Origin of the sequence: Pseudomonas sp. BNK-44-b (assembly GCF_047456245.1) — a bacterium.
GTDB lineage: Bacteria > Pseudomonadota > Gammaproteobacteria > Pseudomonadales > Pseudomonadaceae > Aquipseudomonas > Aquipseudomonas machongensis.
On record NZ_CP179908.1, the window covers coordinates 1,844,984 to 1,866,914 of the forward strand.

18 protein-coding genes are annotated in these 21,931 nt (G+C 63.0%); 2 read left to right on the forward strand and 16 right to left on the reverse strand.

Annotated features, from left to right (window positions below):
* Positions 1-17: 17 nt before the first annotated feature.
* From nuoL to ACMGGG_RS08535, 13 genes are all read right to left on the reverse strand, one after another.
* Complete coding sequence (nuoL, locus tag ACMGGG_RS08475) at positions 18-1,871, reverse strand: NADH-quinone oxidoreductase subunit L (RefSeq protein WP_054892699.1); 1,854 nt, start codon at positions 1,869-1,871, stop codon at positions 18-20.
* A complete protein-coding gene (gene nuoK, locus ACMGGG_RS08480; protein ID WP_023631349.1) occupies positions 1,868-2,176 on the reverse strand; it encodes an NADH-quinone oxidoreductase subunit NuoK in 309 nt (102 codons plus the stop codon). Before nuoK ends, nuoL begins: the two co-directional genes overlap by 4 nt.
* Positions 2,177-2,179: 3 nt before the next feature.
* Positions 2,180-2,680, reverse strand: a complete 501-nt coding sequence (nuoJ, locus tag ACMGGG_RS08485; protein WP_054892700.1) for an NADH-quinone oxidoreductase subunit J — start codon at positions 2,678-2,680, stop codon at positions 2,180-2,182.
* Positions 2,681-2,690: 10 nt separating this feature from the next.
* Positions 2,691-3,239: an NADH-quinone oxidoreductase subunit NuoI gene (nuoI, locus tag ACMGGG_RS08490; RefSeq protein WP_011534620.1), complete on the reverse strand. Its 549-nt coding sequence runs from the start codon at positions 3,237-3,239 to the stop codon at positions 2,691-2,693.
* An 11-nt stretch (positions 3,240-3,250) separates the two neighbouring features.
* Positions 3,251-4,258, reverse strand: a complete 1,008-nt coding sequence (nuoH, locus tag ACMGGG_RS08495) for an NADH-quinone oxidoreductase subunit NuoH (protein WP_016488222.1) — start codon at positions 4,256-4,258, stop codon at positions 3,251-3,253.
* Entirely contained in the window at positions 4,255-6,969 is a 2,715-nt protein-coding gene (gene nuoG / locus ACMGGG_RS08500) for an NADH-quinone oxidoreductase subunit NuoG (RefSeq protein WP_414155265.1), read from the reverse strand. The genes nuoH and nuoG overlap by 4 nt, the downstream gene beginning before the upstream one ends.
* Positions 6,970-7,101: 132 nt before the next feature.
* The gene (gene nuoF / locus ACMGGG_RS08505) at positions 7,102-8,466 is read right to left on the reverse strand and encodes an NADH-quinone oxidoreductase subunit NuoF (RefSeq protein WP_054892702.1); all 1,365 of its coding nucleotides are present in this window, start codon (positions 8,464-8,466) and stop codon (positions 7,102-7,104) included.
* Positions 8,463-8,960: an NADH-quinone oxidoreductase subunit NuoE gene (gene nuoE / locus ACMGGG_RS08510; RefSeq protein WP_012313767.1), complete on the reverse strand. Its 498-nt coding sequence runs from the start codon at positions 8,958-8,960 to the stop codon at positions 8,463-8,465. The genes nuoF and nuoE overlap by 4 nt, the downstream gene beginning before the upstream one ends.
* A 2-nt stretch (positions 8,961-8,962) precedes the next feature.
* Positions 8,963-10,744: an NADH-quinone oxidoreductase subunit C/D gene (gene nuoC / locus ACMGGG_RS08515; protein ID WP_054892703.1), complete on the reverse strand. Its 1,782-nt coding sequence runs from the start codon at positions 10,742-10,744 to the stop codon at positions 8,963-8,965.
* A gap of 79 nt (positions 10,745-10,823) precedes the next feature.
* Entirely contained in the window at positions 10,824-11,501 is a 678-nt protein-coding gene (locus ACMGGG_RS08520) for a NuoB/complex I 20 kDa subunit family protein (RefSeq protein ID WP_029614113.1), read from the reverse strand.
* 10 nt (positions 11,502-11,511) lie between these two features.
* Complete coding sequence (locus ACMGGG_RS08525; RefSeq protein ID WP_003251427.1) at positions 11,512-11,925, reverse strand: NADH-quinone oxidoreductase subunit A; 414 nt, start codon at positions 11,923-11,925, stop codon at positions 11,512-11,514.
* A gap of 709 nt (positions 11,926-12,634) precedes the next feature.
* The gene (aceA, locus tag ACMGGG_RS08530; RefSeq protein ID WP_054892704.1) at positions 12,635-13,960 is read right to left on the reverse strand and encodes an isocitrate lyase; all 1,326 of its coding nucleotides are present in this window, start codon (positions 13,958-13,960) and stop codon (positions 12,635-12,637) included.
* A 495-nt stretch (positions 13,961-14,455) separates the two neighbouring features.
* Positions 14,456-15,190: a secretin N-terminal domain-containing protein gene (locus tag ACMGGG_RS08535; protein ID WP_063544324.1), complete on the reverse strand. Its 735-nt coding sequence runs from the start codon at positions 15,188-15,190 to the stop codon at positions 14,456-14,458.
* Between the two features lie 181 nt (positions 15,191-15,371).
* On the opposite strand from ACMGGG_RS08535, the gene ACMGGG_RS08540 reads away from it, so the two are divergent.
* Positions 15,372-17,081 (forward strand): S8/S53 family peptidase, encoded by a 1,710-nt coding sequence (locus tag ACMGGG_RS08540; RefSeq protein WP_414155266.1) that lies wholly within the window; start codon positions 15,372-15,374, stop codon positions 17,079-17,081.
* A gap of 133 nt (positions 17,082-17,214) precedes the next feature.
* Positions 17,215-18,657 carry a SulP family inorganic anion transporter gene (locus ACMGGG_RS08545; protein ID WP_063544328.1) on the forward strand — a complete coding sequence of 481 codons (1,443 nt, stop codon included), beginning with the start codon at positions 17,215-17,217 and terminating at the stop codon, positions 18,655-18,657.
* Positions 18,658-18,723: 66 nt separating this feature from the next.
* Here the strand turns inward: ACMGGG_RS08545 and fusA are convergent, their stop codons facing one another.
* The 3 genes from fusA to ACMGGG_RS08560 all read right to left on the reverse strand — a co-directional run bounded on the left by fusA (position 18,724) and on the right by ACMGGG_RS08560 (position 21,771).
* Entirely contained in the window at positions 18,724-20,835 is a 2,112-nt protein-coding gene (gene fusA, locus ACMGGG_RS08550; protein ID WP_054892708.1) for an elongation factor G, read from the reverse strand.
* A gap of 71 nt (positions 20,836-20,906) precedes the next feature.
* Positions 20,907-21,335: a hypothetical protein gene (locus ACMGGG_RS08555; RefSeq protein WP_414155267.1), complete on the reverse strand. Its 429-nt coding sequence runs from the start codon at positions 21,333-21,335 to the stop codon at positions 20,907-20,909.
* A 76-nt stretch (positions 21,336-21,411) separates the two neighbouring features.
* Positions 21,412-21,771, reverse strand: a complete 360-nt coding sequence (locus ACMGGG_RS08560; protein WP_063544332.1) for a DUF3757 domain-containing protein — start codon at positions 21,769-21,771, stop codon at positions 21,412-21,414.
* Positions 21,772-21,931: the final 160 nt, after the last annotated feature.

The window sequence follows — 21,931 nt, forward strand, 5'->3', positions numbered from 1 at the left end:
GTTCGCAATATTCATGGTCATACCGCGGCCACTACCACGGCGCCGAGCACGAGCACGGCACCTACGGCGATAGAGGCGGTGTACCAGCGCAGCTGACCGGTCTCGGTCTTGCTCATGGCGACGTGGCCGCCGCGAGCCATGCGAGGAATCAGGCCGATACCGCGGTCAACCGGGTCCTTGCGCAGGATGTGGCTGATCAGCAGGTAAGGTTTGACGAACAGCTTGTCGTAGATCCAGTCGAAGCCCCAGGCGGCGAACCACCAGGCCGACAGGACGCGACCGATGCTGCTGTTGGCGATCGCGGTGACCAGGCGACGTTTGCCCAGGAACAGCACCGCAGCCAGCAGGATACCGGCGATGGCGATGGCGCCCGAGGCGATCTCCAGCGAGTGCTTGGCTTCGCCACCGGCATGACCGGCGCTCTCAGGCAGCACGCCTGCCAGCGGCGGGTGGATCCAGGCGCCGACGAAGGTCGACAGCACGATCAGCACGCCCAGCGGCAGCCAGTGGCTGATGCCGTGGCCAGCGTGGGCTTCGGTCTTCGCTTCGCCGTGGAAGGCGATGAAGATCAGGCGGAAGGTGTACAGCGAGGTCATGAACGCGCCGACCAGGCCTGCGTACAGCAGGTTGGTGTTGCCGCTGGCGAAGGCTTCCCAGAGGATCTCGTCCTTGGAGTAGAAGCCCACGGTCAGGATCGGCAGGGCGGCCAGGGCAGCACCACCGACCACGAAGCTGGCGTAGGCCAGTGGCAGCTTCTTCCACAGGCCGCCCATCTTGAAGATGTTCTGCTCGTGGTGGCAGGCAACGATCACCGCACCGGAGGCAAGGAACAGCAGGGCCTTGAAGAAGGCGTGGGTCATCAGGTGGAAGATCGCCGCATCCCATGCGCCAACGCCCAGGGCGAGGAACATGTAGCCGATCTGGCTCATGGTGGAGTAGGCGAGGATACGCTTGATGTCGGTCTGCACCAGCGCGGCGAAGCCGGCCAGTACCAGGGTGATGCCACCCACTACGCCAACCAGGTGCAGGATGTCCGGCGCCAGGGTGAACAGGCCGTGGGTACGGGCGATCAGGTAGACGCCTGCGGTGACCATGGTCGCGGCGTGGATCAGTGCCGAAACCGGGGTCGGGCCGGCCATCGCGTCGGCCAGCCAGGTCTGCAGCGGCAGCTGGGCCGATTTACCGACCGCACCACCGAGCAGCATCAGGGTGGCCAGGACCATCCAGGTGTCGCCCGCCTGGAATTTCTGCGGTGCCAGCACCAGCAGTTCCTGGACGTTCAGCGTACCCAGTTGGGCGAACAGGATGAACAGGCCGATGGCCATGAACACGTCGCCGATGCGGGTGACGATGAAGGCCTTCAGTGCCGCGTTACCGTTGTTGCGGTTGCTGTAGTAGAAACCGATCAACAGGTAGGAGCACAGGCCTACACCTTCCCAGCCGAAGTAGATGAACAGCAGGTTATCGCCCAGGATCAGGAACAGCATGCTGGCGATGAACAGGTTGGTGTACGAGAAGAAGCGCGAGTAACCGGCTTCGCCACGCATGTACCAGGAGGCGAACAGGTGGATCAGGAAGCCCACGCCGGTGACCACGCCGAGCATGGTGACCGACAGGCCGTCCAGGTACAGGGTGAAGTTCGGCGCGAAGCCGTCCACCGACATCCACTGCCACAGCAGCTGGCTGTATGCACCGCCTTCAGGCGGCGCGACGTTGAACTGCCAGATCACGTAGGCGGCGGTCGCGGCCGAGAGGCCGACCGAACCGACGCCGATCAGGGCGGACAGGTTCTCAGAGAACCGCCCGCGCGAGAACGACAGCAGCAGGAAGCCGATCAGGGGAAAGACGAAAGTCAGGAAGAGAAGGTTCATCCGCGCATCTCACTGGCAGCATCGATGTCGAGAGTGTGGAAGCGGCGATACAGCTGCAGCAGGATTGCCAGGCCAATGCTGGCCTCGGCGGCTGCCAGGCTGATCACCAGAATGAACATCACCTGACCGTCGGGCTGGACCCAACGGGCACCGGCGACGATGAACGCCAGGGCTGCGGCGTTCATCATGACTTCCAGGCTCATGAGCACGAAGAGGATGTTGCGGCGGACCATCAGGCCGACCAGACCTAAGCAGAACAGGATGCCGGCGACCGCCAGACCATGCTCGAGAGGGATAGCACCCATGATTTACTCCTTCGCCTCGTTGCGGCCCAGGTGGAAGGCGGTGACGGCCGCGGCCAGCAGCAGCATCGAGGCCAGTTCGACTACCAGCAGGTAGGGGCCGAACAGGCTGATGCCGACGGCCTTGGCGTCAACCGTGGTACCGCTGATGGCAGCGCCGCTCGGATTGGCGAACAGCACGTACAGCAGCTCCAGCAGCAGCAGGGCGGCGAGGATTACCGGCCCTGCCCAGATGCCCGGCTTGAGCCAGCCACGCTCCTGGGCGACCGACGCCGGCCCCAGGTTGAGCATCATCACCACGAAGACGAACAGCACCATGATGGCGCCAGCATAGGCGATCACTTCCAGGGCGCCGGCGAACGGCGCACCCAGGGAGAAGAAGATCATCGCCACGGAGATCAGCGAAATGATCAGGTAGAGCAGGGCGTGCACGGGGTTTGTGCCGGTCACCACCCGAAGGGTGGAGACCACGGCGATCCCGGATGCGAAGTAGAAAGCGAATTCCATCTTTCTGTCCTTATGGGAGCAAGCTCTTCACGTTGATCGGCTCGGCTTCGTTCTGCGCAGAGCCTTTCGGCTTGCCAGCGATGGCCATACCCGCAACACGGTAGAAGTTGTAGTCAGGGTTCTTGCCGGGGCCGGAGATCAGCAGATCTTCTTTCTCGTACACCAGGTCCTGACGCTTGAACTCGGCCATTTCGAAATCCGGAGTCAACTGGATCGCGGTGGTCGGGCACGCCTCTTCACACAGGCCGCAGAAGATGCAACGCGAGAAGTTGATGCGGAAGAACTCCGGGTACCAACGGCCGTCCTCGGTCTCGGCTTTCTGCAGCGAGATGCAGCCGACCGGGCAGGCCACCGCGCAAAGGTTGCACGCTACGCAGCGCTCCTCGCCGTCGGGGTCGCGGGTGAGGACGATGCGGCCGCGATAGCGTGGCGGCAGGTACACGGGCTCTTCGGGGTATTGCAGGGTGTCGCGCTTGCGGAACCCGTGGGAGAACACCATCACCAGGCTGCGCAGCTGAGTGCCGGTGCCCTTAACGATGTCGCCGATATATTTGAACATGGGTCAAATCCTCACTGGGCCGCGACGGCTGGCGTGTTGTAGAGCACGATCGCAGCGGTCACCAGCAAATTGATCAGGGTCAGCGGCAGGCAGAACTTCCAGCTGAAGTCCATCACCTGGTCATAGCGCGGGCGCGGGATCGAGGCGCGCAGCAGGATGAACAGCATGATGAAGAACGCGGTCTTCAATGCGAACCACAGGAACGGCAGTTGCGGCAGGATGCCGAACGGGCCGTGCCAGCCGCCGAAGAACAGGGTGACCAGCAGCGCCGAGATGAGGATGATGCCGATGTACTCACCGACGAAGAACATGCCCCATTTCATGCCGGCATACTCGATGTGGTAGCCGTCGGCCAGTTCCTGTTCCGCTTCCGGCTGGTCGAACGGGTGACGGTGAGTCACGGCGACGCCAGCGATGAAGAAGGTGCAGAAGCCGAAGAACTGCGGAATGATGAACCACAGGTTCTGGGCCTGGTATTCAACGATGTCGCGCATGTTGAACGAGCCCACCTGTACCACCACGCCCATCAGCGCCAGGCCCAGGAACACTTCGTACGACACGGTCTGCGCCGAGGCCCGCAAGCTGCCCAGCAGGGCGTACTTGTTGTTCGACGACCAGCCGGCGAACAGCACCGCGTAGACCGACAGGCCGGCCATGGCGAAGAAGAACAGCAGGCCGATGTTCAGGTCGGCAACGCCCCAGCCCGGTGTGATCGGGATGATCGAGAAGCCGATCAGCAGGGCGCTCATGGCCACGACCGGCGCCAGGGTGAAGATCATCTTGTCGACGAAGGGCGGGTTCCAGTCTTCCTTGAAGAACATCTTCAGCATGTCGGCGGCGATCTGGAACATGCCGAACGGGCCGACACGGTTCGGACCGTAGCGGTCCTGCCACCAGCCCAGCAGGCGGCGCTCGACGAAGCTGAGCAGGGCGCCGCAGACCACCACGGCGAGCAGCACCACGATAGCCTTGACGACCTGGATGATCACATCGATCACTTCGGGGGTGAACCAGCTCATTGTGCTGCCTCCTGCAGGCCTTCGACGGATGCACCGAAGATGGCGGGCGGAATGCCGGCCAGGCCTTTGGGCAACGCCACCAGGCCAGCGCCCAGTTCTTCATTGATGCGCAGCGGAAGGCGCAGCGAAACGCCCGCGACGGTCAGGCTCAGCAGTGCGCCGTCGTTGACGCCCAGGCGGTCGGCTTCGGACTTGGCAAGGCCCACGTAGGCCGCCGGGATACGTTCCTGTACCGGTGCAGCACGCGAAGAGTTTTCCTCGCTGCCGAACAGGTGGAAGAACGGCACGGCAGTCCAGGTCCCGCGCGCCGGGTTGAAGGCAGCCGGGATGCTGTTGAACCAGTTCAGACGATCGCCTTGCGATTCGATCAAGCGCACGCCAGGGTCACCGGCCCGCAGATGGCCACCAACTTCATCCTGGAACTTGTTCCAGGCTTGCGGCGAGTTCCAGCCCGGCGACCAGGCGAATGGCACTTGCTGGCGCGGTTCGGCCGAGCCCGAGTAGCCTTCCATCGAGAAGGCGAACGCGGTGTCCTTGTCCTGCGGTGTGCGCGGCTCGTGAACGCTGATGTTGGCGCGCATGGCGGTGCGGCCCGAGTAGCGCAGCGGCTCACGGGCAAGCTTCATACCCTTGATGCGGAACGCGGCGCTTGGCGCTGCGTTGACGATGCCAGCCAGTTGCGGTGCGGCGTTGGCGCAGGCGCTGGTGACGTGGTCCAGTTGAGTCCAGTCGACCGGCTTGTTCAGCAGGGTGGCACGCAGGGCGTGCATCCAGCGCCAGCCTTCGTGGATCTGGATGCTGCTGTCCAGGTACTGTGGGTCGAACACCTGGAAGAAGCGCTGGGCGCGGCCTTCCTGGCTGACCAGGGTGCCGTCGCCTTCGGCGAAGGAGGCCGCTGGCAGCACCAGGTCGGCGCGATCGCTGGTGGCGGTCTTGGAATGGTCGGCGACGATCACCACTTTTGCAGCGGCGAGCGCAGCATCGACCTTGGCCGCTGGCACGCGGGTGTACAGGTCGTTCTCCAGCACGACGATGGCGTCGGCCTTGCCGGTGATGACGGCGTCCAGTGCAGCATCGACCGAATCGCCACCCATCATGGCCATGCCGAGGCTGTTGGCCTCAGGCACGACCAGGCTCAGCGAGCCGTTCTTCTCGCGCAGCTTGAGCGCCTTGGCGATGTTGGCCGCGGCTTCGATCAGTGCGGCGTCAGCCAGCGAAGTACCGGCAACCACCAATGGGCGCTTGGCGGCGACCAGGGCGTCGGCGATGCGCTGGGCCAGCGCCTTCGCTTCGGCGTCCAGGCCTTCGACGGCGGGTGCGCTCGGGTCGATGGCGTGGGCCACGGCGAAGCCCAGGCGGGCGAGGTCGGCAGGGGCTGCGTGTACGCATTCCTCGGCGACGTCATCGAGCTTGGTCTCGGCCAGCGAGGCAATGAACAGCGGGTACAGCGCGTGCTGGCCGATGTTCTTCACCGCGGCGTCGAGCCATGGCTGCACCTTCATGCCTTCGGCCATGGCCTCGGCCTTGCCCTTGGTGGCCTGGCGAACAGCCAGGGCGACGCGGGCGGCGGTTTGCGTGAGGTCTTCGCCGAGTACGAACACGGCGTCGTGGTCTTCGATGTCGCGCAGGGTCGGCACCGGCAGCGGGCTGTTGTTCAGCACGTCCAGCACCAGGCGCACGCGGCTCAGCTCACCGGCTTCCATACCCGAGTAGAAGTAGTCGGCGCCGACCAGCTCGCGCAGGCCGTAGTTGCTCTCGAGGCTGGCGCGCGGCGAGCCGATGCCGACGATGGTACGGCCGCGCAGCAGGTCAGCGGCTTTGTCCAGCGCGGCATCGAGGCCCAGCTTGCTGCCATCGGCCAGCAGCGGCTGGCGTGGACGGTCGCTGCGGTTGACGTAGCCGTAGCCGAAGCGGCCACGATCGCACAGGAAGTACTGGTTCACCGAGCCGTTGAAGCGGTTCTCGATGCGGCGCAGTTCGCCGTAGCGCTCACCGGGGCTGATGTTGCAGCCGCTGGAGCAGCCGTGGCAGATGCTCGGGGCGAACTGCATGTCCCACTTGCGGTTATAGCGCTCGGAGTGGGTCTTGTCGGTGAACACGCCGGTCGGGCAGACCTCGGTCAGGTTGCCGGAGAACTCGCTCTCCAGCACGCCGTCTTCAACGCGACCGAAGTACACGTTGTCGTGGGCGCCATAGACACCCAGGTCGGTACCGCCTGCGTAGTCCTTGTAGTAGCGCACGCAACGGTAGCAGGCGATGCAGCGGTTCATCTCGTGGGCGATGAACGGGCCGAGGTCCTGGTTCTGGTGGGTACGCTTGGTGAAACGGTAGCGGCGCTCGTTGTGGCCGGTCATTACCGTCATGTCCTGCAGGTGGCAGTGACCGCCTTCCTCGCACACCGGGCAGTCGTGCGGGTGGTTGGTCATCAGCCACTCGACGACGCTGGCACGGAACGCCTTCGACTCGTCATCGTCGATGGAGATCCAGGTGCCGTCGGAGGCAGGGGTCATGCAGGACATGACGATACGACCACGGGTGTCGTTCTCGTCGGTGTACTGCTTGACCGCACATTGCCGGCAGGCGCCGACGCTACCGAGCGCCGGGTGCCAGCAGAAATAAGGGATGTCGAGGCCGAGCGACAGACAGGCCTGTAACAGGTTGTCTGCACCGTTGACTTCGAGCGCTTTGCCGTCTACGTGGATAGTGGCCATGGTTCAAAGTTCTTCGTTGGCCCGCGTGAGCAGGCGTGGCTAATGGAAATCGGTGAGCTTGCGGCCGACCGCGAATCGTTCGGGCCGGCCTGCAAGCTGGCGGGTGGCACGGACCACCCGCGATTCATCTTGTTATGCGCCGACCACAATCGGCTTGGCCAGATTCGGGCGCAGGGTGTCGGCAGCGCTAGCGGGCGCGACACCGGCCTCGAACTCGGACCGGAAGTATTTGATGGCACTGCCCAGCGGCTCCACGGCACCCGGTGCGTGAGCACAGAAGGTGCGGCCTGGGCCGAGGAAGTTGACCAGACCCAGCAGGGTCTCGATGTCTTCGGCGCGGCCTTGGCCTTTCTCCAGGGCGCGCAGCATCTTCACGCTCCATGGCAGGCCGTCACGGCATGGTGTGCACCAGCCGCACGACTCACGGGCGAAGAACTCTTCCATGTTGCGCAGCAGCGAGACCATGTTGATGCTGTCGTCGACCGCCATGGCCAGGCCCGTACCCATGCGGGTGCCGACCTTGGCGATGCCACCGGCGTACATCTGTGCATCCAGGTGTTCTGGCAGCAGGAAGCCGGTACCGGCACCGCCTGGCTGCCAGCACTTGAGCTTGAAGCCGTCGCGCATGCCACCGGCGTAGTCTTCGAACAGCTCGCGGGCGGTCACGCCGAATGGCAGTTCCCACAGGCCCGGGTTCTTCACCTTGCCGGAGAAGCCCATCAGTTTTGTGCCGTGGTCTTCGCTGCCTTCGCGGGCCAGCGACTTGTACCAGTCGTTGCCGTTGGCGACGATGGCCGGGACGTTGCATAGGGTTTCGACGTTGTTCACGCAGGTCGGCTTGCCCCACACGCCGACAGCGGCAGGGAAGGGCGGCTTGGAGCGTGGGTTGGCGCGGCGGCCTTCGAGCGAGTTGATCAGTGCCGTTTCTTCGCCGCAGATGTAGCGGCCGGCACCGGTGTGCACGAACAGCTCGAAGTCAAAACCGGAGCCCAGGATGTTCTTGCCCAACAGGCCTGCAGCCTTGGCTTCATCGATGGCACGGTTGAGGTTCTTCGCTGCCGTGGTGTACTCGCCGCGCAGGAAGATGTAGCCACGGTAGGCCTTCAACGCGCGGGCGCTGATCAGCATGCCCTCGACCAGCAGATGGGGCTGTTGCTCCATCAGCATGCGGTCTTTCCAGGTGTTGGGCTCCATTTCGTCCGCGTTGCACAGCAGGTAGCGGATGTTCATGGATTCGTCTTTGGGCATCAGGCCCCACTTCACGCCAGTGGGGAAGCCTGCGCCGCCGCGACCCTTGAGGCCGGAGTCCTTGACGCTTTGCACGATGTCGTCGGCGGACATGTCGGCCAGGGCCTTGCGGGCCGCAGCGTAGCCGTTCTTGGACTCGTACTCGGCCAGCCAGACCGGCTCGCCGTCATCACGCAGCCGCCAGGTCAGCGGGTGGGTTTCAGCCGAGCGCGCAATGCGGTTGGCCGGGCCGAAGGAAGTGATGGTCATACGTAACCCTCCAGCAGTTTGGAGACGCCTGCAGGCTGCACGTCGCCAAAGGTGTCGTCGTCGATCATCAGCGCGGGGGCCTTGTCGCAGTTGCCCAGGCAGCACACCGGCAGCAGGGTGAAGCGGCCATCGGCAGTGGTCTGGCCCAGGCCGATGCCCAGTTCGCTCTGGATCTGGCTGACGACCGATTCGTGGCCGCCGATGTAGCAGACCATGCTGTCGCACACGCGAATGATGTGGCGCCCGACCGGCTGGCGGAAGATCTGGCTGTAGAAGGTGGCCACGCCCTCGACGTCGCTGGCAGGGATGCCCAGCACTTCGCCGATCGCGTAGATGGCGCCGTCCGGCACCCAGCCGCGTTCCTTCTGCACGATTTTCAAGGCTTCGATGGACGCCGCGCGCGGGTCCTCGTAGTGGTGCATCTCGTGCTCGATGGCCGAGCGCTCGGTTTCGCTCAGGGCGAAACGGTCGGTTTGGATAAGCGTGCTGTTCATGCTTAGCGGTCCACGTCAGCCATAACGAAGTCGATACTGCCCAGGTACGCGATCAGGTCCGCGACCATGCTGCCCTTGATCACCGAAGGGATCTGCTGCAGGTGCGGGTAGCTCGGGGTACGGATCCGGGTGCGGTAGCTCATGGTGCCGCCATCGCTCGTCAGGTAGTAACTGTTGATGCCCTTGGTCGCCTCGATCATCTGGAACGACTCGTTGGCCGGCATGACCGGGCCCCACGAGACTTGCAGGAAGTGGGTGATCAGGGTCTCGATGTGCTGCAGGGTGCGCTCTTTCGGTGGCGGCGTGGTCAGCGGGTGATCCGCCTTGTACGGGCCTTCCGGCATGTTGCGCAGGCACTGGTCGATGATGCGGATACTCTGGCGCATCTCCTCGACACGGACCATGCAGCGATCATAGGCATCGCCGTTGTGGGCCAGCGGTACTTCGAACTCGAAGTTCTCGTAGCCGGAGTAGGGACGGGCTTTGCGCAGGTCGAAGTCGCACCCGGTGGCGCGCAGGCCGGCACCGGTGGTACCCCACTCCAGCGCTTCCTTGGTGTTGTATGCGGCAACGCCGATGGTACGGCCCTTGAGGATGCTGTTCTGCAAGGCGGCCTTGGTGTATTCGTCCAGGCGCTTGGGCAGCCATTCGACGAAATCCTTGACCAGCTTGTCCCAGCCGCGCGGCAGGTCGTGGGCAACGCCGCCGATGCGGTACCAGGCCGGGTGCAGACGGAAACCGGTGATCGCCTCGATCACGGTGTAGGCACGCTGGCGGTCGGTGAAGGTGAAGAACACCGGGGTCATGGCGCCGACGTCCTGGATATAGGTGCCCAGGAACAGCAGGTGGCTGGTGATCCGGAAGAACTCGGCGAGCATGATGCGAATCACGTCGACTTTCTGCGGCACCTGGATACCGGCCAGCTTCTCGACCGCGAGGACGTACGGCAGGTTGTTCATTACCCCACCGAGGTAGTCGATACGGTCGGTATAGGGGATGAAGCTGTGCCAGGACTGACGCTCGGCCATCTTCTCGGCACCACGGTGGTGGTAGCCGATGTCCGGGACGCAGTCGACGATCTCTTCGCCGTCCAACTGCAGGACGATACGGAAGGCACCGTGGGCAGAAGGGTGGTTGGGGCCGAGGTTGAGGAACATGTAGTCCTCGTTGGCGCCCTGGCGTTTCATGCCCCAGGCCTCGGGGTTGAAGCGCGCCGATTCCTCTTCAAGCTGCTGCTTGGCGAGCGTGAGGCTGTAGGGATCGAATTCGGTGGCGCGGGCAGGGTAGTCCTTGCGCAGCGGGTGACCTTCCCAGGTCGGCGGCATCATGATCCGGCTGAGGTGCGGGTGGCCGGCAAAGTCGATGCCGAACATGTCCCAGACTTCGCGTTCGTACCAGTTGGCGTTCGGCCAGATACCGGTCACGGTCGGCAGGTTCAGGTCGCCCTCGCTGAGCGACACCTTGATCATCACGTCGCTGTTACGCTCGACCGACAACAGGTGGTAGAACACGCTGAAGTCGGCGGCAGGCAGGCCGCGGCGTTGGGTGCGCAGGCGCTCGTCGACGCCATGCAGGTCGTACAGCATGCTGTAGGGCTTGGCCACGCCACGCAGGAAGCTGAGCACTTCCTTGAGCTGGGCGCGCTTGACCCACAGTACGGGCATGCCGGTGCGGGTTTCCTGGGCGACGAATGCTTCGGCGCCAAAGCGGTTGTTCAGTTCGACGACCACATCTTGGTCGTCAGCCTTGTAGGGCGGAATGAAAATAGCGGTGTCCGCTGTCATGGTCTCGGTCGCTTTGGGTCAACGTTGAGAATGAAGCCAGGCCGCCGGCTCCTTGGGGAGCGGGCGGCAGGTCGCTGGATCAGACTTCGTCGGGGCTGCGCAGATTGGTTACCGCAATGCGCTGTTCACGACGCAGGTCTTTCTGGGCAGGCATCTCGGCACGATAAATACCTTGATCACCAACCACCCAGGAGAGCGGGCGTCGTTCTTGGCCGATCGATTCCTGCAACAGCATCAAACCTTGCAGGAAAGCCTCGGGGCGCGGCGGGCAGCCAGGCACGTAGACGTCCACGGGGAGGAACTTGTCGACCCCCTGAACGACCGAGTAGATGTCGTACATGCCACCGGAGTTGGCGCACGAACCCATGGAGATGACCCACTTGGGCTCGAGCATCTGCTCGTAAAGGCGCTGGATGATCGGCGCCATTTTGACGAAGCAGGTACCGGCGATGACCATGAAGTCGGCCTGGCGCGGCGAGGCCCGGATGACTTCGGCGCCGAAGCGGGCGATGTCGTGGGGTGCCGTGAAGGCCGTGGTCATTTCCACGTAGCAGCAGGACAGGCCGAAGTTGTACGGCCAGAGGGAGTTCTTGCGACCCCAGTTGACTGCCCCACGCAGCACATCTTCGAGTTTCCCCATGTAGATGTTCTTGTGGACCTGGTCTTCGAGCAGTTGGTCGGTGACGGTTTCCCGATCACCTACCGGGTACTGCTCGTTGGGCGCATCCGGATCGATTCTGGTGAGATTGTATTGCATTGCCAAAGCCTCATTGTTTCAGCTTCGCTTGCCGCTTGCGGCGACCTTCGGGAGCCCAATCAAGAGCACCGACGCGCCATAGGTAGACAAGACCTGCCAACAGAATTGCTATGAAAACGAGAGCTTCGACGAATCCGGTCCAGCCGCTTTCGCGGACGGACACAGACCATGCAAAGAGAAAGAGGGCTTCGATATCGAAGATCACGAACAGCATCGCGACCAGATAGAATTTGGCGGACAGGCGCAGGCGGGCGCTGCCAACGGGCAGCATGCCGGATTCGAAGGGTTCGTTCTTGGCGCGGCCCCAGGCCTTGCTGCCGAGCAGGCTGGACAGGCCGAGCATGAAGGCACACAGGCCGACGACACCCAGGAGGAAGATGGCAAAGCCCCAGTTGTGGGCGATGAGTCCTGCCGAATCGGACATGCTTGAAATCCTTATACAGAGACCCAGCTCTGCAGTCTGAAATAAGTAGAGCGGCGACGCGGTGTCGCTGATGCAGTGACCAAATGTCGCAGCTGAATCAATCGCGCTGATTTTATGGGTAAACCCACGGCAAGTAAAATTTCCAGTGCAAAATTATTCGTAGGATTAAGAACAAAAATCTTTCGTAAATCGCTGAAAGCCTTGATTTTCGGGCATTCCAATCAGATTTGTTAATTATGTTTCTTGGTTGGCGTAACGAGTCTTCAATTTAATAATGATAATTAATATCATTTGGCTGAGCCGCTGTTTGCCGAGCCATCTGATACCTGTCTAGTTCAATTCGCAATCTTGTCACTTGCAAATGAGAAAAACTCTCGTTCTAGCAGTTGCAGCGTTCTCGTGTACCGCTCTGGGTCAATGTTTCGGCGAATGACGGGGCGACGGGGGGCGGGCGGCAATGGCAAGGAAGCGCAATCGAGCAAGCCGGATACGGGCTGTGCTTCTTTATATAGGGGGCATCCAGGCGTTGGCTTGGACGAGGCATGTGGCAGTCCTTGCTTGCTGTGCTGCCTCAAGCATAGACCTGATCTCGGGGTTTGCCTCGTCGTCAGGACATCAGGCGTCTGCAGGGTGAGACAGTGGTGGGGCAGGCAGGCAAAAGAAAGCCCGGGGCTTTCTCAAGCCCCGGGCCTCTGTCAGCAATCCACTATCAGTGGAACTGCTCTTCCTCGGTCGAACCGGTCAGTGCCGTCACCGACGAAGCGCCACCCTGGATCACGGTGGTCATGTCGTCGAAATAGCCGGTGCCCACTTCCTGCTGGTGCGCCACGAAGGTGTAGCCCTTGCTGGCGTCGGCGAATTCCTGCTCTTGCAGTTTCACGTAGGCGGTCATGTCGTTGCGGGCGTAGTCGTGCGCCAGGTTGAACATGCCATGCCACATGTTGTGGATGCCAGCCAGGGTGATGAACTGGTGCTTGTAGCCCATCGCCGACAGTTCGCGCTGGAACTTGGCGATGGTGGCATCGTCCAGGTTCTTCTTCCAGTTGAAGGATGGCGAGCAGTTGTACGACAGCAGTTGGTCCGGGTACTCCTTCTTGATCGCTTCGGCGAAGCGACGGGCTTCGTCCAGGTCCGGCTTGGCGGTTTCGCACCAGATCAGGTCGGCGTACGGGGCGTAGGCCAGGCCGCGGGCGATGGCCTGGTCGAGGCCGGCACGTACCTTGTAGAAGCCTTCACGGGTACGCTCGCCGATCACGAACGGCTGGTCGTAAGGGTCGCAGTCGCTGGTCAGCAGATCGGCAGCGTTGGCATCAGTGCGAGCGAGGATGATGGTCGGTACGCCCGCAACGTCAGCGGCCAGACGCGCGGCCACCAGCTTCTGTACGGCTTCCTGGGTTGGTACCAGTACCTTGCCGCCCATGTGGCCGCATTTTTTCACCGAGGCCAACTGGTCTTCGAAGTGCACGCCGGCGGCGCCTGCCTCGATCATGTTCTTCATCAGCTCGTAGGCGTTCAGCACGCCGCCGAAACCGGCTTCGGCGTCAGCCACGATCGGTGCGAAGTAGTCGATGTAGCCATCGTCGCCCGGGTTCTTGCCGGCTTTCCACTGGATCTGGTCGGCGCGGCGGAAGGCGTTGTTGATGCGCTTGACCACGGTCGGTACCGAGTCGACCGGGTACAGCGACTGGTCAGGGTACATGGACTCGGCCGAGTTGTTGTCGGCGGCTACCTGCCAGCCGGACAGGTAAATGGCCTGAATGCCGGCTTTTACCTGCTGCACGGCCTGGCCGCCGGTGAGGGCGCCCATGCAGTTGACGAAATCTTTTTCGGGCCGGAAGGACGGGTGGGCACCTTGGGTGACCAGCTTCCACAGTTTTTCTGCGCCTTGACGAGCAAAAGTGTGCTCTGGCTGCAGGGAGCCACGCAGGCGAACGACATCGGCGGCGGTGTAGGTACGGGTCACGCCTTTCCAGCGCGGGTTTTCGGCCCAGTCTTTCTCGAGGGCTGCAATTTGCTGTTCGCGTGTCAGTGCCATGGAAATAAACCTCGTCGCATCGATCTTGAGTGTAGTTGTGCGGATGCTCAGGGCGCGGAATCAGAGGCCTGGCGGCTGTCCTGTCCGGGGGAGTGCGGCGGCGAACGGGGAAGGCTCGAAGGGGAAGGGGGTGCAGTTCAGGCGAAGGTGTCCCCAGCAGGTCGGCTCGTGGATGCCTTGCTGCGGTGCGACGTCGATTGCCGGTTCTGCGGTGATGCGCTTCCGTCCCTCGGGACAACTTCTTCGTTGCAGTCGCAATCCCGTCGAACCGCCTTGTGGGCCGTATAGACACAGGACGCCTCCAGGGGTGTCGGGAGGGCGTCCCGAAGGCCCTTGCCAGGGCCCCTGATTAGCGGGAGCGAGGCCATCATGCCCTTGGCGAAAAGAGCCTGTCAAATGTTTTGTAGTGCTTTTTTTGGCTTACTACATCTTTGGTCTAATGCGACTCTGCAGTCAGTTTCAAGGCCCTTGGTCGAGGCCTTGAACGGCCTGGGATCAGTCGAGAAGGTCGACTTTGACGCGTAGCGTCATGTTTTCACCGCGCTGGGTGCTGTAGGTGAGGGCCGAAGGGCTATTGTCGGCCTGACTCTGCTGGTTGTACCCCGCCAAGGTGATCCACTCGCCGAGCCTGCCAGAGACAGTTGTGTCGGTACTCTGCACCTTCACTACATCCTGGCGTTCCTGGCTCATTCGATCATTATTGGTGCTGATTTGCAGACGAACCGTTTCACCGCTGACGCTCGGCGTGACGTAGAAACCCTGGGTCACATTGCGGTACTGGGTGTCGCTCTGGATGCGTCCGTAACCATCGGTCGAGGTGCTGGTGATGGGGATGCTCTGGCCGATCTGGATCAGCGCCGGCTGGCCTTCGCTGGCCTGGATCTGCTGCAGGCCGCCTTCTCGGTTGCTGGTGCCGTACTGGATGACCCGGGCGTTGCCGCGTTTGTCCTGGTAGTTGCTGTCGTTGTTGTCGACGCTGATCAGCAGGCGTTTGGGCGCAGTGTCCAACTGCTGTAGCAATGCGCGCAGGTCGTCGATGCGTTCCGGGCTGGCATTGACGATCAATTTGTTCTCGAAGGCGCTGACGGTTCCGTCCTTTCCAAGAAAGGACTGGGCGGTCGGCAGCAGCTCGGCGCTGCTGCGGTGCTGCAGCGGCACGACTTCGGTGGCCGCCTGTGCGGTGAGGCTGGCCGCCAGCAGCAGGGCGGTGACAAGGGGGCGTAGCGGCATGTTCGTGGTCTCCGCAGGTTGAATAGACATGATGGCAAATTTGCCAGCATTGTGCCGTGTCTGGATCACAGGGATTTGAAATTTGCAGCGCAGCTGCGGAGCTTTCGCGGGCTACCGTCAACAGCTGAACCATCGCCTGAGCGCTGGGGTCGCAGCAAAAAGACCATGGCAGACCCTCGGCATGAAGCGCTACCTACCTTTGTTGTTACTTGCTCTTGGACAGAGTGCCATTGCCGAGCCGCGCATCCAGCAGTTGCAGCGCTGCGGCGATTTACTGCCCGAAGCCCCGCAGCACTGGTGCCTGCGCGCGCAAGGTCTGGAGCACCAGGCTCCACAGGTGTGGCTGGGGGACCGGGTCTTGCCGGCCAATGTCGTGCTGCGCGAGGGCGACAGGCTCGAGTTCACGCTCGACCAGCCCGGTCCGAGCGCTCCTTTGTGGCTGCAGGTCGGCGGGCAGAAAAGCAATCCGGTCTGGCTCACTCGCCAGCGCAGCCATGTGGTCGCCGCAGGCCCGCACGAGGTGGCCAGGAACATGGACGGCCTGACCACCTACCTCGACCTGGTCAGCCTGCTGATCGAGGAAAAGCACAACGGGCGCGAGGAGGCGCAACGTATCGCCGACAAATATGGTGCGCAGGTGGTGGGGGCGATCCCGCCGTTGAACGTCTACCAACTGCGGCTGCCGGTACGTGATCTTGTACAGCGCGATGCGATGATCCTGCGCATGGGCAGCGAGCTCAGCGTGGATGCGGTGATCGTCGAGGAGTCGGCGCCGGAGCGAGGTGAGGAAGGCGAGGGCGGCAAGGCTACGGTCATCGACCAGGCCGATGAGTGGGCGGCCAATCGTTTCACGGATGCCCTGTACTACTACCAGCGCCGGGTCCCGGCCTCGAACGTGCCGGTACAGCCGATACGCGTGGGCGTGATCGAGCGCGAGCTGGATTTCGACGCTGCGCCCTTTCAGGCTTATCGCGGCGCCTGCGGGCCAAGACAGACCTGCCTTTACGGCCGCGACGGCGCACGTGCGCAGAGCCACGGCAGCCACGTCGCCGGTATCCTGGCCGGGCGCGGGGAGGGGGTGGCAGGTGGCTTTCTCAGCGGCCTGGGCAAGGCCAGCCCTGGGTTCGAGGTGATCGTCGAGCGCAACTCGGATGCAGGTATCACCGCCAATATCGCCGCGTCGGTCAACCTGGTCGAGGACGGCGTACGGGTGCTCAACTGGAGTTGGGGTATCCACCGCGTCGGCGCCAGAAGCGTGGAGGGCGACGAGGTCGATTCGCTGGTGCGCTCGGGGTTGGCCATGAGTGGCTACGAGGAGTTGCTTGAAGAATTCTTCCTGTGGCTGCGCAGCGAGCACCCGGATGTGGTGGTGGTCAATTCGGCGGGCAACGGCTCGTCATGGTCTGGCACCGATGAATACCGTTTGCCATCGTCGTTCGTGACCGAGCAATTGCTGGTGGTGGGTGGGCATCAACGCAGCGAGCGCGACACCGCGGTTGACGATCCGCAGCATGTGGTCAAGCGCCGCAGCTCCAACGTCGACATGCGTGTGGATGTCAGTGCAGCAGCCTGCCTGCAACCTGCCGATGCTGGCAAGCCGCACTGCGGTACGTCCTACGCGACGCCGTTGGTGGCTTCGACGGTGGCAGCGATGTTGTCGATCAATCCGCAGCTTACGCCCGAGCAGGTGCGTATGTTGCTGCGCCGCAGTGCCCTGACCATGGGCTCTGAACAGGACTTCGAGGCGATGGATGCCGAGGACCTGACGGCGCCGATCCTGCCGTCGGAGCGCAATGGTCGTCTCAATGACCCTGACCTGGGCCGCTCGGCGCGGCTGGACATGCAGCGCGCGCTGGATCTCGCGGTGCAGAGCCGGGAGCGGGTGCGCTGAGCAGAGCGGCGGTGGCCGCTGTCAGACAAATTCCGTAACATCGCGCCCCTCGATTTTGCTTCCGCTCGTGTGATTGGGGTCACCCAGTGCACCCGCGCGCTGTCGCCCAGACTGGACACTTCACAGGATCTACATGAAACCCGCCCGACTTCGCGCCGACGTCCTCGCTGGCCTGACCACCTCCTTCGCCCTGGTGCCCGAGTGCATCGCCTTCGCCTTGGTGGCGCACCTCAATCCGCTGATGGGGCTCTACGGTGCCTTCATCATTTGCACGCTGACCGCGTTGTTTGGCGGTCGCCCAGGGATGATCTCCGGCGCCGCCGGGTCGATGGCGGTGGTGATCGTCGCCCTGGTCGTGCAGCACGGTGCCCAGTATCTGTTGGCCACGGTGCTGCTTGGCGGGATCGTGATGATCCTGTTCGGCGTGCTGCGCCTTGGCAAGCTGGTGCGGCTGGTGCCTTACCCGGTGATGCTTGGCTTCGTCAATGGCCTGGCCATCGTCATCGCCATGGCCCAGCTCGAGCATTTCAAGGACGGCGAGCACTGGCTCGGCGGGAAGCCGCTGCTGCTGATGGTCGGTCTGGTAGCTCTGACGATGCTGGTGGTCTACGTACTGCCGAAGCTGACCCGCGCGGTGCCGCCTGCGCTGGTGGCGATTGTCGGTGTGGGCCTGCTGGTCTACCTGCTCGCGCTGCCGACCCGCACCCTCGGCGACATGGCGCACATCGCCGGCGGCCTGCCGCAACTGGCCTGGCCGGAGGTGCCCTGGAACCTCGAGACGCTCAAGATCATCGCCCCCTATGCGCTGGTGATGGCCATGGTCGGTCTGCTGGAAACCCTGCTGACCCTCAACCTCACCGATGAGATCACCGAGAGTCGCGGTTTCCCTGACCGTGAATGTGTGGCCCTGGGCGCGGCCAACATGGTGTCGGGGCTGTGCGGTGGCATGGGCGGCTGCGCGATGATCGGCCAGACCGTGATCAACCTCAGTTCCAATGGCCGCGGTCGGCTATCGGGCGTGGTGGCGGGAGTGATGATCCTGCTGTTCGTGTTGTTCCTGTCGCCGCTGATCGAGCGTATTCCGCTGGCGGCACTGGTCGGGGTGATGTTCGTCGTGGCGCAGCAGACCTTTGCCTGGGCGTCGCTGCGAGTACTGCACAAGGTGCCGAAAAGCGATGTGTTGGCGATCATTGCCGTGACGGTGGTCACGGTACTGACGGACCTGGCCGCCGCGGTGCTGTTCGGGATCGTCATCGCGGCCATCAACTTCGCCTGGCAGCATGCTCGTGAGCTGTATGCCGATAGCCACGAGGATGGTCAGGGCGGCAAGATTTACCAGGTGCATGGCACCTTGTTCTTTGCCTCGACCACACCGTTTCTCGAGCAGTTCGATCCGGCGCAGGATCCGCAGAGCGTGACGCTGGACTGCAAGCACCTGAGTTTCGTCGACTACTCGGCGATCGCCGCGTTGAAGACCCTGCGCGAGCGGTATTCCCGTGCGGGCAAGCACCTGCGCGTGGTGCATCTGTCGGAGCGGTGCAAGAAGCTGTTGCGGCGGGCAGGCGAGCAGCATTGAGGTTCCGACTCGGCGGGGCCGACGCCATCGCGGAGCAATCGGGACCCCGCGATGAGCTCGCCTGGGCTATTCCCCTCGGTTCTTCTTCACGATGCCATCGGCGATACTCGCCGGCGCCTCTGCATAGCGCGTGAACTCCATTGAGAAGCTGGCCCGGCCTTGGGTCATCGAGCGCATCGAGGTGGCGTAGCCGAACATCTCGCCCAACGGGACCTCGGCGCGAATCACCTTGCCGGCGGGCGTCTCGTCACCATCCTGGATCATCCCGCGGCGACGGCTCAGGTCGCCCAGAATGTCGCCCTGGTACTCTTCGGGCGTTACCACCTCGACCTTCATCACCGGCTCCAGCAACACCGCGCCGCCTTTTTGAGACAGCTGCTTGGTCGCCATGGATGCGGCGATCTTGTAGGCCATTTCGTTGGAGTCGACATCGTGGTAGGAGCCGTCGAACACTGCGGCCTTGAGGTTGATCAGGGGATACCCGGCGAGCACGCCGTTCTTCATCTGTTCCTCGATGCCTTTCTGGATTGCCGGGATGTACTCGCGCGGCACCACGCCGCCGACGATCTCATTGATGAACTCCAGGCCTTCCTTGCCTTCGTCGCCCGGGGCGAAGCGGATCCAGCAATGGCCATACTGGCCGCGTCCGCCAGACTGTCGGACGAAGCGGCCTTCGATCTCGCAGGTGTTGCGGATTTTTTCGCGGTAGGCGACCTGTGGTTTGCCGATGTTGGCTTCGACGTTGAACTCCCGGCGCATGCGGTCGACGATGATGTCCAGGTGCAGCTCGCCCATGCCCGAGATGATGGTCTGCCCGGTCTCTTCGTCGGTGCGCACGCGGAACGAGGGGTCTTCCTGGGCGAGCTTGCCCAGGGCGATCCCCATCTTCTCCTGGTCGGCCTTGGTTTTCGGCTCGACCGCGACCGAGATCACCGGGTCCGGGAAGTCCATGCGCTCGAGGATGATCGGCTTGTCGATGTCGCACAGGGTGTCGCCGGTGGTCACGTCCTTCATGCCGATCAGCGCGGCGATGTCGCCCGCGCACACGTCTTTGATTTCGGCACGCTGGTTGGCGTGCATCTGGACCATGCGGCCGATGCGTTCCTTCTTGCCCTTGACCGAGTTGAGCACCGCATTGCCGGAACTGAGTACGCCGGAGTAGACGCGAGCGAAGGTCAGGGTGCCGACGAAGGGGTCGGTGGCGATCTTGAAGGCCAGTGCGGAGAACGGTTCCTTGTCGTCGGCATGGCGCTCGAGGTGCTTTTCCTCGTCGTCCGGGTCGGTGCCCTTGATTGCAGGGATTTCGCTGGGGGCGGGGAGGTAGTCGATCACAGCGTCCAGCATCAGTGGCACGCCCTTGTTCTTGAACGAAGAGCCAAGGATGGTCGGTACGATCTCGTTGGCGATGGTGCGTTGACGCAGGGCGGCCTTGATTTCGTCGATGCTCAGCTCTTCGCCTTCAAGAAACTTAAGGGTCAGTTCGTCATTGGCTTCGGCCGCGGCCTCGACCATGTGCGCGCGCCATTCGTCGGCCAGGGCCTGCAGTTCGGCGGGAATCGGTTCTTCGCGGTAGCTGGTGCCCTGGTCGGCGTCGTTCCAGTAGATGGCCTTCATCTTCACCAGGTCGATCTGGCCGATGAAGTTTTCTTCGCTGCCGATGGCCAGCTGGATGGGCACCGGGTGGTGGCCCAGACGCTGGTCGATCTGCTTCACCACGCGCAGGAAGTCTGCCCCCTGGCGATCCATCTTGTTGATGTAGGCCAAGCGTGGCACGTGGTACTTGTTGGCCTGGCGCCACACCGTCTCGGACTGCGGCTCGACCCCGTCGGCGCCGCTGAACACCACCACCGCGCCATCGAGCACGCGCAGCGAGCGCTCCACCTCGATGGTGAAGTCGACGTGGCCGGGCGTATCGATGATGTTGAAACGGTACTTGTCGGCGAACTGCTTGGTCGAGCCTTGCCAGAACGCCGTGGTCGCCGCCGAGGTGATGGTGATGCCGCGCTCCTGCTCCTGGGCCATCCAGTCCATGGTCGCGGCGCCATCGTGGACCTCGCCCATCTTGTGGTTGACCCCGGTGTAGAACAGGATGCGTTCCGTTGTGGTGGTCTTGCCGGCATCGACGTGGGCGACGATGCCGATATTGCGGTACAGCTCGATGGGGGTAGTGCGGGCCATGGCAGGTCACCTGCAGGTGAGGATTCTCCCACGGTAGCAGACCGGGAGAATCCTGCTGCGCCGCCGGGCTGTCAGTCGGCCTGGGCTTGCAGTATCCAAGTGCCATCGACCTCGCGCGCCAGGCCGCTGGCCGGGAGCAGGGCCAGCAGCCGCTCATGCAGGTTCGTTTCGGTGAAGGTGCGCAGGGTGTGCAGATCGAGCTGGCCGAGCAGGGGCAGGTCGTTCTTGGTGTACGACAGCCAGGCTTTCTTCAAGGCTTGCAATACATCGCTGCCTGCGGTGCTGGCGAAGCGCCGATGCATCGGGCGGCCATCGAACTCGAAGGTGTGGCGGTGGCTGTAGCTGCTTTCGTCGCCGTTCAGCTCGACGCAGCGATGACAGCGGCAGGCGCCGTCGCCGAAGGCGTTGCGCAGGTAGGTGTTGAAGTCCACGACGGGCTTGAGGGTCAGGCGTTTGTCGACCTCGAACAGGTCGGCGATCAGGGGTTCTTCGGCGCTCACTCTGGGTCCTCGTGTGGTGGGGCATGCCTCGGCGGGCACAATACCAGCCGAGGCATGCAAGGACCAACTTTCAGGCTTACTTGAAGGTGCAGTCGACGGGGTTGGCCGACTTGCAGAAGCCGTCGTTCCAGTTGCCCTTGTCTGGCTGCCTGGATTCGCGCAATGCCATGCGCGCGCCACCCAGTGCGTCCGCCTCGTAGTCACACAGCACCACGTTTTCCTTCAACTTGACGGCGGTGAATTTGAAGCTTTTGAGGTCGTCCTGGTCGGCGAATGGATTGTCGCCGCTCCAGCCGCCGGGGGCTTGATAGGCGTAGCCACCGCCGTCGAGAGGCTTCTGGGTGATTTCGGAGGCTGCAGGGCAGCTCTGTGCTGCCGCGTGGCCGGCAACCATCAGCATGGCCAGCGCCGGGAACAACATCAGGGTCTTGCGCATTGGATAATGTCTTCTTCAGTGTAGGTTGAAGGCGCCATCCTAGAGGTAGGTGATCTACCCCATAATCAGCTTCAAGGCTGTGATTGCGTAGGAGATATCTGTTGTGGGGAGGGCGTCTCAGGGCCCAAGGCGTATTATTCGCTCGCGGTCCTGTTCGTGC

What these genes read in the sequence shown, in the direction of transcription:
- nuoH (WP_016488222.1), bottom strand. Translation starts at nt 4,258, where the DNA reads ATGAGCTGGTTCACCCCCGAAGTGATCGATGTGATCATCCAGGTCGTC.
- ACMGGG_RS08545 (WP_063544328.1), top strand. Translation starts at nt 17,215, where the DNA reads ATGAAACCCGCCCGACTTCGCGCCGACGTCCTCGCTGGCCTGACCACC.
- nuoF (WP_054892702.1), bottom strand. Translation starts at nt 8,466, where the DNA reads ATGACCATCACTTCCTTCGGCCCGGCCAACCGCATTGCGCGCTCGGCT.
- nuoE (WP_012313767.1), bottom strand. Translation starts at nt 8,960, where the DNA reads ATGAACAGCACGCTTATCCAAACCGACCGTTTCGCCCTGAGCGAAACC.
- nuoC (WP_054892703.1), bottom strand. Translation starts at nt 10,744, where the DNA reads ATGACAGCGGACACCGCTATTTTCATTCCGCCCTACAAGGCTGACGAC.
- ACMGGG_RS08535 (WP_063544324.1), bottom strand. Translation starts at nt 15,190, where the DNA reads ATGCCGCTACGCCCCCTTGTCACCGCCCTGCTGCTGGCGGCCAGCCTC.
- ACMGGG_RS08540 (WP_414155266.1), top strand. Translation starts at nt 15,372, where the DNA reads ATGAAGCGCTACCTACCTTTGTTGTTACTTGCTCTTGGACAGAGTGCC.
- nuoG (WP_414155265.1), bottom strand. Translation starts at nt 6,969, where the DNA reads ATGGCCACTATCCACGTAGACGGCAAAGCGCTCGAAGTCAACGGTGCA.
- ACMGGG_RS08560 (WP_063544332.1), bottom strand. Translation starts at nt 21,771, where the DNA reads ATGCGCAAGACCCTGATGTTGTTCCCGGCGCTGGCCATGCTGATGGTT.
- nuoI (WP_011534620.1), bottom strand. Translation starts at nt 3,239, where the DNA reads ATGTTCAAATATATCGGCGACATCGTTAAGGGCACCGGCACTCAGCTG.
- aceA (WP_054892704.1), bottom strand. Translation starts at nt 13,960, where the DNA reads ATGGCACTGACACGCGAACAGCAAATTGCAGCCCTCGAGAAAGACTGG.
- ACMGGG_RS08525 (WP_003251427.1), bottom strand. Translation starts at nt 11,925, where the DNA reads ATGTCCGATTCGGCAGGACTCATCGCCCACAACTGGGGCTTTGCCATC.
- nuoJ (WP_054892700.1), bottom strand. Translation starts at nt 2,680, where the DNA reads ATGGAATTCGCTTTCTACTTCGCATCCGGGATCGCCGTGGTCTCCACC.
- ACMGGG_RS08520 (WP_029614113.1), bottom strand. Translation starts at nt 11,501, where the DNA reads ATGCAATACAATCTCACCAGAATCGATCCGGATGCGCCCAACGAGCAG.
- nuoK (WP_023631349.1), bottom strand. Translation starts at nt 2,176, where the DNA reads ATGGGTGCTATCCCTCTCGAGCATGGTCTGGCGGTCGCCGGCATCCTG.
- nuoL (WP_054892699.1), bottom strand. Translation starts at nt 1,871, where the DNA reads ATGAACCTTCTCTTCCTGACTTTCGTCTTTCCCCTGATCGGCTTCCTG.
- fusA (WP_054892708.1), bottom strand. Translation starts at nt 20,835, where the DNA reads ATGGCCCGCACTACCCCCATCGAGCTGTACCGCAATATCGGCATCGTC.